Source organism: Paenibacillus sp. LS1 (assembly GCF_026013365.1).
Taxonomy (GTDB): Bacteria; Bacillota; Bacilli; order Paenibacillales; family Paenibacillaceae; genus Paenibacillus.
This window is the reverse complement of the sequence record NZ_JAPDOE010000002.1, coordinates 1,025,581-1,038,211: the sequence shown is the minus strand read 5'-3', so window position 1 is coordinate 1,038,211 and position 12,631 is coordinate 1,025,581. Positions and strand designations below refer to the sequence as shown.

The following is a 12,631-nucleotide window of genomic DNA, read 5'->3' as shown; positions in this document are numbered from 1 at the left end:
CTTATGGCATTATTATGGCTTGTCCTTGTAGGAGGCATTGTCGTTGGCATACACGGTGTATGGTTCGGACGACCTGCACTGCGAAAGCTCAAGTACAGCAGACAATTCAGCAAGCTGCGTTGTTATGCTGGAGATGAACTTGAGATGGTGGAGACGATATCGAATGAAAAACGAGTCTCCGTTCCGTGGCTCAGACTTGAAGCGATGATGCCTGTGTCGTTTGTATTTCGTTCCGGTTCAGGTATGGATATTAGCCAAGGCGAAATCTATCAGAACCATAAGAGCATTTTCACACTAAAACCGTTTACGCGTATTACGCGCAAGCATCCGTTCTCATGTACCCAGCGTGGCATCTATCCACTCAATACAGCAAGCATGACAGGTGGGGACCTCTTTGGCGTGTGGCGTTCCACCAAACCGATTCCGTTGCATATGTCCATGGTCGTATATCCATCACTAGTGAATGCAGAGGATCTTCCTGCCATTTATCAAGTGTGGCAGGGGGAAGTAGAAGTATCGCGATGGATCGTCGAAGATCCGTTCTTGATTCTTGGTGTTCGGCCTTATGGTGCAGGCGACCCGATGAATCGTATTCACTGGAAAGCGAGCGCACGTACGGGTGAATTACAAGTCTACAAGCAGGGGTGGACAGCAGATCCACAATCATGGATTGTAGTTAACATTCAGGAGTCAGCAGATATGTGGAGTGTAGTTACTCGACCAGAAAAGATTGAACGGGCACTTCGTTACGCTGCCACGGCTGCAGTGGATGCCATAAGTAGAGGGTTGCCGGCAGGCTTCGCCCATAATGGTTATCATGTGGGTGGAGGTCGCGATGCAGTTCGGATTGAGCCGGATTATGGAACACCTCATCTGGAAAGGGTACTGGAAGCTATGGCTGAGACCGAGTTGAAATGCATGGTGCCCATGGAGCAATTCCTGAATGATGAAGTACGTCTGAATGAAGAAGCACAGCAAATCCGCAGCTATCTGCTGATTACATCCTATGTATCTGCCGCTATGGAACACGAGATTGCGCGTCTGCACGAACAAGGACATTGCGTGACGGTTCTCCCGGTAGAAGACGTGAAGGGTGCTACGAAGGCGGTGAGTGCATGAGGGACAGACAGGTAGCGACGACTAAGGGACTCATAGCGATGCTTGCCGTCTTGATGGCGGCCATATACCTTTTTCCGATATTTACGCTTGCTTCATTCTACGCCATGGAACATTTGCCGTACACATTATTCATCCTGGTTGTTCTCGCGGGTTGGTTGGGACAATTCATTCAGTATAAAATCCCGGGATTTAGCGAGAAAAGTACATTCATTCGTGGAGTAACGGCACTCGTCATAGGGCTTCTCTTCGGACTCGTTGTTGGAATGAGCCTCATTCTCCCGTTGCCGAATATCATTACATTGGTATTGTGTGGAGTCATCTCCACTTATGCAGGTCTGACCTTCGAGCCAGCCTTTCATTCTGTTTTGTTATGGCGTTTGCAGATTTTGGGGGTAATCAGTGCGATTGTGCTTACGGTTGCTTCAAACCGCTTGGAGTTTATGCAGCCGATACAAGCCTACACCATGTGGATCTATATTGCAGGAGTAATCAGCTTTGCCTTCTGGCTGGTTGGACGATATATATTACAACTGGACCGGGCAATACTCAATGATGGCAAGCGAAAATTAGTATTGCGCGATTTTGCGCGTGCAAATCATCAGCGGTTCATGTGGATGTTTATTGTCATCGTCGCGATCGGTGCTTTCCCAAGTTTGGCTGCGTTGTTGAAGCCGCTACGTGACCGCTTGCTTGCATGGATCAGGGGATGGTTTGGCCCGATTTCCGGCGAAGAGCCACGACTACCAATGGACGCCCCTAATCAGCCGATAAATATACCGAGGGAGTGGAGAGAACCGCCCTCCGAGCCCTCAATCTTATGGAACATTCTTGGATGGGTAGTGATGTCTGCTTTAGCGGGAGCAATCCTGTGGCTGCTTCTGAGGTTCGGACAAAAAACGATAAACAGATTTTTGGAACGATTCAAGGGGATGTTACAACCAGGTGTAAAGAAAGCAGAACCACGGACGGAGTATATGGATGTCAGTGAGACGCTTGAGGCGCCGGAGAAAGTTCGAAAGACTTGGTTTCGGAAGAAAGAAGTGTCACCTGTGCAGGATGCTGAACGTGTCCGATATTATTATCGGACTTGGATTGACAAGGCTGCTCATCGAGGAGTGGGAATACAGGGGACGCACACTCCGCTGGAGGCTGCCCAGACCATTATTCAAAATGGTGTGAAGCAAGAGGAAGATGAGCTGTCTGCGAGACTGCCAGATACGTATAACAGCGTGCGTTATGGAGGAAAAGTTCCGGATCGTTCCGATATGGTTGAGATTGACCGAATCTGGAAATCTTATCGAAGTAAATAAGTCCGGAATCCCTTTACTTTTCTTGTCACGTTCAAGTATCATGAGAGGAATACACAAGTTGGTCAGAAAAGGAGCAGACATTAATGAAGACAAATCATTGCAAAATTGTAGATTGTACGATCCGTGATGGCGGATTGGTGAATAATTGGGACTTTAGCGTGGACTTTGTTCAACAGCTGTATGCTGGATTGAATGAAGCTGGCGTTGATTATATGGAAATTGGATATAAGAACTCTCCGAAGTTGCTGAAAGGTGCGGAGGAAGCAGGACCTTGGCGTTTCCTGAATGATGATTTCTTGCGTAAAGTTATTCCTCAAAAAGGAAATACCAAACTGTCTGCACTGGTTGACGTTGGACGTGTGGATGAGAACGACATCTTGCCTCGCAGTGAGAGCATGCTGGATCTGATCCGGGTTGCCTGCTACAGCAAAGATGTAGACAAGGCACTTGCACTGGTTCAAACATTCCATGATCGTGGATATGAAACAACACTGAATATTATGGCGCTCTCCAATGTTATGGAGAATGAGTTGCTGGAAGCATTTGAATTGATCAAAGAAAGCTCCGTAGATGTGGTTTACATTGTAGATTCCTACGGTAGCCTGGATCATAATGATGTGAAATACCTGGTAGAGAAATTCAAGACTCACTTGCCTAACAAGCGTCTTGGCGTTCACACTCATAACAATATGCAGCTCGCGTTCTCCAACACATTGGTTGCGGCGGAACTGGGAGTTGAGCTGCTTGATGCTTCTGTATATGGTATGGGACGTGCGGCAGGTAACTGCCCAACCGAATTGCTCGTAGCTCATCTGAAAGGTACGAAATACAATCTGCGCCCAGTACTCGGTGTACTGGAACAGCTGATGGTACCTCTTAGAGAAAAAGAAGAATGGGGCTACATTCTGCCTTACATGATCACAGGTGCATTGGACGAGCATCCACGTTCGGCGATGGCGCTTCGTTCATCGGAAGACAAGAACAAGGTTGTTGATTTCTATGATAAACTAACAACACCAGAAGTGAATTTCGACAAGTAATCATTTGGCATGCATCCTTAGAGCGTCTTCCAATTAGCAAAATCTAGACGGAATGATCGTATTCATCTAGATTTTGTACCTGTAAGCGAACTAAATCGAATTATGCAAAATGATGATAATATAGTCTGAAATACAGTTGTAAACTAGGAAAACATGGACTCCACCTGGAGATCCATGTTTTTTTTAGTTCTTAATGCCTTGTTTTTCTCCATATTTATGAATAAATATTCCTAGGAGTAACTATTTTTTAGTTCACGTACACAGAATTAAATGTTATTATGTACCAGATAGCATGTGCCTGCATGTGAATTGAACGTTGGTAAATATGTTTTTTGTCGAATTGTGTAAGCAAGCTTGGAAAGTTTGGTTAATGTAATTCAGGATAGGTGATCCCGGGAAGGAAAACACGGCATGAAGGTTAATCTGCAAGATCAGAGAAAAATAGGTTGGGTCGCTGTATGCGGCTTATTGTGTTTCCTCGCAAGTCAATGGTTTCGTTCTTCTTCAAGCTCTGATCTGATCATATCGGGTTACCCTGTTTTGACACTCTTGGGTGGATTCGCTGCGGCGGCGGCTTGTATCGGCATTTATAATCAAAGCTGGTTGTTTCGGACACAGAAGCTGACCCTTCGGAGGGTGTTATTGACAACACTCTTTTTATTGATTGGTCTGTTTGAACTGGTTCATATCGTTTCATTTGCAGAAGAGATTCCGAACGGAGCGATGATGGAATCGGAATTCTCCTTGATGATGTCAACCATGGGATCTATGGTATGTTCAGTAGGTTTACTGCTCGTGTATACCATAAATGAGAAGGAAATTGCGTTACCGCGCAAATTCTTACTGTTCAGTGGGACATTGGGTACCTTTGTTATTTTATACACATTGGCTATTCAGGAATGGAGCATATTGCCGAATATGCTTGAGGATGAAGTGCTTGGTGGGATTTTCACCCGGGTTCATTTTATGGTCGGATTGTTGTATGGCATTATTGCCGTAATTTTGTTTGTACAATGGAAAAAAACCAAGGATGGTGACTTGCCGTCCATTCTATGCGGTATTCTGTGTTTCTTCTTTGGGGAATGTTATTTTGTTTCGGCTACAGGGGTGAACGATCTCAATCTTCTGTTTGGATTGCTGAGTAACTGTATGGCATATTTTTTCATCCAAAAAGGGTTGTACACGTCCGTTGTGGATACGCCGTTCCTGCAACAGCAGGTTGCTGAAGCCAAGATGAATTATATTGCCCATCATGAGGATGTGACGGGGCTTCCAAACCGTCGTCGCCTTTCGCAGCGGTTGAAAATGATGATGGATGATGCCGTGGTGGAGGAACAGCTTGTCGGGGTGCTCGTCCTGAATATTAATCGGTTCAAGACCATTAATGATTCGCTTGGACAGCAAGCAGCTAACCGGGTTCTGCGCCAAGTAGGTCAACGTCTGAAACATTCGTCACTTCCAGGAGAAGAAGTATTCGGCCTGGGAAGAGATGAGTTTGCATTGACGATGACAGATTTCAGCACAACCGATACAGCGTTGCGGAGAACAAGATCCATTTTGCAACTCTTCGAGAAGCCAGTCCTGGTTGATGGTAATGAGTATCATCTTACACTTGGAATCGGGATGGCCATTTTCCCGCATGATGGGGAGTCACCGCAGGAGATTATTCAGAATGCAGATACGGCTCTGCACAATGCCAAAGAACAGGGCATGGAATTGAACCGTTATGCTCATGCGATGCAGATGAAAGCACAGGAACGTTTGCAGCTTGAGAATGATCTGCGTAAGGCTTTGGATCGAGGTCAGTTCTACCTGGTTTATCAGCCGCAGGTTAATCTGCAAAGTGGGCTAATCGTCGGCATGGAAGCATTGGTGCGTTGGCAGCATCCGCAGCGAGGTTCGGTATCTCCGGCGGAATTTATTCCTCTGGCAGAAGAGAGTGGATTGATTGTACCGCTTGGCGAATGGGTGCTTCGTGAAGCATGTGCACAGAATAAGCAGTGGCAGGAAGCCGGTTATCGTAAACTGTGTGTTTCGGTGAATCTGTCCATGAGACAGTTCAGGCATTCGCATCTATTGGATAATATTAATGGCATTCTCAAGGAGACTGGGCTTGAGCCAGTATGGCTTGAACTGGAGATTACAGAGAGTATGACATTTGATAAAGACCGGGCATTCGAGCAGTTACGTAAAATCAAAGAAATTGGTGTGCATATCAGTATTGATGATTTTGGAACGGGATACAGCTCGTTGCATTATCTGAAGGATCTGCCAATTGATCGGCTCAAGATTGACCGTTCATTCGTTAATGAAGTCATGGAGGACAGCAATAATGCTGCGATCGTCTCCACCATCACTTCAATGGCGCATCATTTACATCTGAAAGTCACGGCTGAGGGCGTGGAGAACGAAGATCAGATGGTCTTTCTTCGCAATCAGCATTGTCACGAGGCTCAAGGGTATTTCTTCAGTAAACCAATTGAAGCCGCTGATTTTGAAAAGCAATTTTTGAGAGATGTGGATAAACCCACAGGATAGGGAACAGCAGGGGCGCGTGAGTGCTCCTGCTTTTTTATAGATGGATGCGTAATGAAAAAAATGGTAAATATGACTTGCATGCTATTGAAGATCATGATATATTATTCTTTGTAAAATCACTGTTAACTTCCGAACGGAACTTAATTATGAATCATCAATCATGCGGGTGTAGTTCAATGGTAGAACTTTAGCCTTCCAAGCTAATAGCGTGGGTTCGATTCCCATCACCCGCTTAACGAAGCAGTACCCAGAGCCCTTGCGATGCAGGGGCTTTTTTCTTTTGCCCTAAAAGAAATATGAGGGTAACCTTTGCTTTTTAACAATGATCTGGTACAATAACGGAGAAATTGATACTACACATGAATGAGAGGTAACCATACGTCCCATGAAGTAAAACACATGAATTGAACCCCAGTTAACTGCAGACGGTTTTATGACGCAGTCAGCCAGAGCGGCTGAGCAATGAGGGGATTCGTGTGTCCAAATTCAGCTATGGGAAAAGGTATGGAGCAAGTAAGCCTTTTGAGGTTTACGTGTACCCTGTATTTGGGGTTTCTTTGTTCATGCCGTAGCTTACCTTAGATCTGTCTTTGAATGCTTGATCCAACCCTGAATTGCCAAACCGCCGGCTGATGCCAGCGGTTTTTTTTGTTCAACAAAAAGGATGCAGGAAGGATGAGGCCTCATGATGACATTGGTACGCTTACATGAAGTATCAAAAGAGTGGAACGGTATTGAATTGTTTACAGGATTAAATTTGGAGATTAATGAGGGCGAGAGACTCGCCATTCTAGGTCGCAACGGATGCGGCAAGACAACGTTGTTACGCATCATTTTGGGTGAAGAGCATGGTGGTGGAAGAATTGAACGTCATATCCCGCAGCAGGAATGGGGATTCATGCGCCAGCGCTCGGAGATTGAGGATGGCATGAATGTACTGGATGCGGTCCGGTGTGAGAGCGGTCAGATCTATGAAGTGAAATGGAAATTGGAAGAACTGGAACAACGTCTGAGCATCAGCACTGAAGCGGATGAAGAGCTGCTTGCAGCCTATACGCAAGTCATGGAGCAATATGAACAGCTGAACGGTTATATGTGGGAGACCGAAGTAGAGAAGGTGCTGACACGCCTTGGATTATCCGCAGAGCATTGGAACAGACCCTATCATTCCTTGAGTGGTGGACAAAAAACAAAGGCCCGTTTGGCTGGCCTGCTTGTCAGCAAACCCAAATTCCTGATCCTGGATGAACCGACAAATCATCTGGATGAGGGAAGCATGCGTTGGCTGGAAGAGTGGTTATCCTCATACGAAGGTACGCTGTTATTTGTATCACACGATCGTACGTTTATTGATCAGGTAGCAACAGGAGTCATCGAGTTCAGTCCAGATGCCCTGACCAAATACAAGGGCGGATACTCCGACTACAAGATCCACAAAGAGCGTGAATTACGCGAACAGGAAACGATCTACCGCAGGCAGGAATTGGAGCGTAAGGCGCTGGAAGAAACGATTCGAAATTATCAGGAATGGTTCCATAAAGCGCATAATTCGGCGACTGATGTGGAGGTGAAGATCACCCAGAGCTTCTACAAGGCCAAAGCTAACAAGAATATTTCACGTTACCATGCCAAACAAAAACAGCTGGAGCGTTTGGAGCGGGAACGGGTGGATAAGCCTCGTGAAGCTGCAAAGTTAAACATGGAACTGCATATGAATACACTGGCTGCACGCCAGCTGCTTGCGCTGGAAGAGGTGAGTTTTTCATATACAGGTAACCAGCTCTTGCTTCGCGACCTTCGAATCGCTGTGGAACGCGGAGATCGTCTTGCCGTACGGGGCCCTAATGGAACGGGCAAGACGACACTGTTGAAGCTGATGATTGGTGAGCTGGAACCTTCGCAAGGCAAGGTCACACGGCATCCGCAGCTGAGAATCGGTTACTTTTCTCAGGAGCTGGAAGGACTTCCCGAGAATCTGACGCTGCTGGACAGCTTGCTTACCCTTCCGTCCATGACACAAAGTGCGGCACGTACCATTCTGGGATGTTTCCTGTTTTCCAGGGATGATGTGTTCAAGCGCATTGGGGATTTGAGCATGGGAGAAAAGTGCAGAGTGGCATTTCTGAGACTGTACTTTGGCGGAGCGAATCTGCTGGTGCTGGATGAGCCGACCAACTATCTGGACATCGATACCCAGGAAGTCATGGAGAATGTATTGAAACAGGCTTCAGGTGCTTTGGTGCTTGTATCTCATGACCGGATGCTAACGAAGTCACTAGCGAATCGCTTGTGCGATCTGGAACCTGGTGGCACAGCAACCCTGTTTGAAGGAAGTGTGCCGGATTGGGAGGAGTCCATTAAACTTCGGGAGCTGGCGCTCGAGACTCGGGAATCCGATGACGAACGGTTGCGATTGCAGATGCGCTTATCCGAGTTACTGTCTCCTGTGAGCGCTGCTGGAAAAGACAGTCTGACACTGCCTGAACACGAGAGTGAACGAGCAGTCGAGGCAACGGAGATTCGCGAAATCCAGCAGCGCCTGAAACAATTGAAAGATAAGGGAGCAAGCATAAATTAGAAGATGGACGACTTGCTATTTCGATCTATTTTGCATATAATTATGAACGATCATCGATGATTACATCGATATGGGTTTAACTTAAAAGCAAACGTGATGATGGAGATAAGTAAGCAGTGCCTCTGGACAGGGAGGAAGCGCCGTAGATTGAGAGCGTTTCTGTAGAACAAGGCTGCCGAAATTCACTCCGAAGCGGTTCCCTGAACCTGTTTGTGTGCAGACACAGAGGCAACAGTAGGGGCAAACGGTTAACGGTCGTTATTCCGTACAAAGTGAGACAGAACGAGTTGCAGGCCAAAGGGGCCGTGCAGCAAGGGATGTCTAACAAGGGTGGTACCACGGTCTTTTCGTCCCTTCAGGGGAGAGAAGGCCTTTTTTTGTTGCAAAAACACCACAAAAAGGGGGCAATTACACATGAAAGAACGTTTAGAGGCATTAAAGATCGAAGCGCTGGAGCAGTTGTCTGGTGTGAATGATCCGCAGACGCTCAGTGATCTGCGTGTGAAGTATTTGGGGAAAAAGGGTGCATTGACTGAAATTTTGCGCGGTATGGGTGCGCTTAGTGCGGAGGAACGTCCAGTTATTGGTCAAGTAGCCAATGATGTTCGGGCTGCCATTGAGGAAGTCATCGACAGCAAGCAGAATCAGTTCCAGAAGGAAGAGACGGCGAAGCGTCTACAATCCGAGAAAATTGATGTGACCCTGCCAGGACGTCGTGGACGTCAAGGCGGACTGCATCCACTTACCAAAGTGGTACAGGAGATCGAAGATATTTTCATCGGTATGGGATACCGCGTAGCGGAAGGTCCTGAAGTCGAAATGGATTATTACAACTTTGAAGCATTGAATCTGCCGAAGAATCACCCGGCGCGCGATATGCAGGATTCCTTCTATGTTACAGAAGACTTGTTGATGCGTACCCATACGTCTCCGGTTCAAGTACGTACCATGCAGAGCATGAAGGGCGAAGTGCCTGTCAAAGTCATCTGCCCAGGTAAAGTATACCGCCGTGATGACGACGATGCGACACACTCTTTCCAATTCAATCAGGTTGAAGGATTGGTCATCAGCGAAAACATTCGTATGAGCGATCTGAAAGGAACCCTGCTGCAATTCGTGCGCGAAATGTTCGGTTCCCATACGGAAATTCGTCTGCGTCCAAGCTTCTTCCCGTTCACGGAGCCAAGTGCGGAAGTGGATGTAACGTGTGTACAATGTGGCGGCAGCGGCTGTCGGGTATGTAAGCAAACAGGCTGGCTCGAAATTTTGGGCGGCGGTATGGTTCACCCGAAAGTGCTTGAAATGGGCGGCTATGATCCGGAGAAATACAGTGGTTTCGCATTTGGTATGGGCGTAGAGCGTATCGCGATGCTGAAGTATGGTGTCGATGATATCCGTCACTTCTACAACAGTGATCTGACCTTCCTGAAGCAATTCGGACGGCTGTAACTTTAAGACAAGAAAGATTAACCATATAGAGCAAGCGGATGAAGAATGAACAGGGAACACCAATTTATAGATGAAGGAAGTGAACGTCCATGAGAGTATCGACAGATTGGCTGTCTGATTATATTTCCCTTGAAGGTGTGACGCCACAGGAATTGGCAGAGAAGATCACCCGTGCGGGAGTTGAGATTGATGTAGTGGAGAACCGCAACAAGGGCGTGAATAAAGTTGTTGTGGGTTATGTGAAGAGCAAGGAGAAACACCCCGATGCCGACAAATTGAATGTATGTGTCATCGATGCTGGCCAGGAAGAAGATCTGCAAATCGTGTGTGGCGCGAAAAATGTGGACGCAGGCCAAAAAGTAGTCGTAGCCCTGGTTGGAGCGAAGCTCCCTGGTGGATTGGATATCAAAAAAGCCAAACTGCGCGGTGTTGTATCCCTTGGCATGATCTGTTCCGCCAAAGAGCTGGGCATGAACGACAAATTGCTGCCGAAAGATCAGCAGGAAGGTATCCTCGTTCTGCCAGAACAAACGGAGGTTGGCACGCCAATCAGCCAGGTTCTTGGTCTCGACGATCATGTGCTTGAACTGGACCTGACACCGAACCGTTCCGACTGTCTCAGCATGCGTGGTGCAGCTTATGAAGTGGGTGCCATTCTGGGTCGTGAAGTGAAGCTGCCAAGTCCCAAAGACCAACTGGTTGAAATTGGTAATGCAGCCGCGAATCATATCTCGGTAGAGATCAAGGCACAGGAGCAATGCATTCACTATGCAGCTCGTTATGTAACTGGCATTAAACTGGGTGCTTCCCCGCTATGGATGCAAAACCGTCTCATGGCGGCAGGTGTTCGCCCAATCAATAACATCGTTGATATCACGAACTATGTCATGCTGGAATACGGTCAACCGCTGCATGCATTTGATGCGGATAAGCTGGAAAAAGGTCATATTGAAGTGCGGATGGCCAACGAAGGCGAAACGATTGTTACGTTGGATGGCCAAGAGCGCAAGCTGGAGCCGCACATGTTGCTCATCACGGATGGCGTGAAACCGGTAGCCATCGCTGGAGTTATGGGTGGCGAGAATTCCGAGGTATCGGAAGGCACGGTGAATCTGTTGCTGGAGTCCGCCAAGTTCGATGGCGGAACTGTTCGGAAAACGTCGCGCCAACTGGGGCTGCGTTCCGAAGCAAGCATGCGTTTTGAGAAGGAAGTAGATCCGGGTGCGGTCATTACGGCTTTGGATCGTGCAGCTGAACTGATTCAGCGTTATGCTGAGGGTGAAGTGCACCAGGGAATCGTGGAAGCTGGAGCGGAAACTGCGGAGAAACGTGTAATTCAATTGTCGCTGGATCGACTGAATCGTTATCTGGGAACAGATCTCTCATTGCTTGAGGTGAAAACCATCTTCGCTCGCTTGCACTTTGCATGTGGTGATGCTGATCAAGGATTGCTGGATGTGGAAGTACCAACACGCAGAGGGGATATTACGCTCGATGTAGACCTGTTTGAAGAGATTGCACGTCTGTACGGATATGACAACATTCCAACCACTTGGATTGAAGGACCGACGACTCCGGGTGCGTATACACGCTCTCAAGCGATGCGTCGCACCATTCGTGGATTGCTCTCAGGCAGTGGCTGGCAGGAAATGATCAGTTACTCCTTTGTACACCCGGATAAAGCGACTCTGTTCCCGGCGCTAACACAAGGCAGTAAAGCCGTGAAGCTCGCGATGCCTATGAGTGAGGACCGCAGTGTGCTTCGTACGAGTATTTTGCCGCAAATGCTGGATGCAGCAGTGTATAACATGAACCGTAAACAGGATTCACTGGCTGTATTTGAAGTGGGCAATGTATTCTTCACTGAAGAAGATCAATTGACCAAGCAACCACATGAGATTCCGGTATTGGGCTTGCTGCTCACCGGGAATCGTGCAAGCCAGCAGTGGAATGTTGGAGCTGAGAAAGTAGATTTCTTCGATCTGAAAGGTGCGCTTGAGCATCTGTTCGCCTATGTAGGTCTGGAACAACGCATTCGCTTGGTAGCAAACAGCCCTGAAGGTTTCCATCCGGGACGTTCTGCATCGGTTTACCTGGAAGGGAAGGATGGCGGAGAAGGCACATTGATCGGTACATTGGGTCAATTGCATCCGGAACTGCAACAGCAGTATGATCTGAATGATGTGTACATCGCAGAGATTGCACTTGAATCGATCTACAATGAAGCAGACGCTGACATTCGTTATCGTGAGCTTCCACGTTTCCCGGCCATGGAACGTGATATCGCGGTTGTTGTGAATGAGGATATTGAAGCTGGAGATATGCTGCGCGCCATTCGTGAATCTGCGGGTGAGTTGCTGCAAACCGTACAGGTATTCGATGTGTTTACTGGCAGTAAACTGGGTGAAAACAAGAAGAGCGTGGCGATGGCACTGGTGTACCGGAATCGTGAACGTACACTCACCGATGAGGAAGTTACTGAAGTTCATGCCCGTGTAGTGGCTCGTCTGGAAGAGCAATTCGGAGCGGAATTGCGCAAATAGGACAAAAGAAGATTTTTTGAACAAAGATTAGCAGGAATTGTTTGAAGTCACATC

The 12,631-nt window shown here is 47.4% G+C and carries 7 protein-coding genes and 1 tRNA gene; all 8 read left to right on the top strand.

The genetic code is table 11. From position 1 onward, the window contains the following. Positions 1 to 3: 3 nt before the first annotated feature. The 8 genes from OM416_RS13950 to pheT all read left to right on the top strand — a co-directional run bounded on the left by OM416_RS13950 (position 4) and on the right by pheT (position 12,577). Positions 4 to 1,119 carry a DUF58 domain-containing protein gene (locus OM416_RS13950; RefSeq protein ID WP_264930139.1) on the top strand — a complete coding sequence of 372 codons (1,116 nt, stop codon included), beginning with the start codon at positions 4 to 6 and terminating at the stop codon, positions 1,117 to 1,119. Next, positions 1,116 to 2,429, top strand: a complete 1,314-nt coding sequence (locus OM416_RS13945) for a hypothetical protein (protein ID WP_264930138.1) — start codon at positions 1,116 to 1,118, stop codon at positions 2,427 to 2,429. The genes OM416_RS13950 and OM416_RS13945 overlap by 4 nt, the downstream gene beginning before the upstream one ends. An 83-nt stretch (positions 2,430 to 2,512) precedes the next feature. Further along, complete coding sequence (locus OM416_RS13940; protein ID WP_264930136.1) at positions 2,513 to 3,469, top strand: aldolase catalytic domain-containing protein; 957 nt, start codon at positions 2,513 to 2,515, stop codon at positions 3,467 to 3,469. Positions 3,470 to 3,880: 411 nt separating this feature from the next. Beyond that, positions 3,881 to 6,007: an EAL domain-containing protein gene (locus OM416_RS13935; protein ID WP_264930135.1), complete on the top strand. Its 2,127-nt coding sequence runs from the start codon at positions 3,881 to 3,883 to the stop codon at positions 6,005 to 6,007. A gap of 162 nt (positions 6,008 to 6,169) precedes the next feature. Beyond that, positions 6,170 to 6,240 (top strand) — tRNA-Gly (locus OM416_RS13930). Positions 6,241 to 6,692: 452 nt separating this feature from the next. Further along, on the top strand, positions 6,693 to 8,585 hold the full coding sequence (gene abc-f, locus OM416_RS13925) for a ribosomal protection-like ABC-F family protein (protein WP_264930134.1): 1,893 nt from the start codon (positions 6,693 to 6,695) through the stop codon (positions 8,583 to 8,585). A 414-nt stretch (positions 8,586 to 8,999) separates the two neighbouring features. Beyond that, positions 9,000 to 10,034, top strand: a complete 1,035-nt coding sequence (gene pheS, locus OM416_RS13920; RefSeq protein WP_264930133.1) for a phenylalanine--tRNA ligase subunit alpha — start codon at positions 9,000 to 9,002, stop codon at positions 10,032 to 10,034. Between the two features lie 89 nt (positions 10,035 to 10,123). Further along, positions 10,124 to 12,577: a phenylalanine--tRNA ligase subunit beta gene (pheT, locus tag OM416_RS13915; protein WP_264930132.1), complete on the top strand. Its 2,454-nt coding sequence runs from the start codon at positions 10,124 to 10,126 to the stop codon at positions 12,575 to 12,577. Positions 12,578 to 12,631 lie beyond the last annotated feature (54 nt).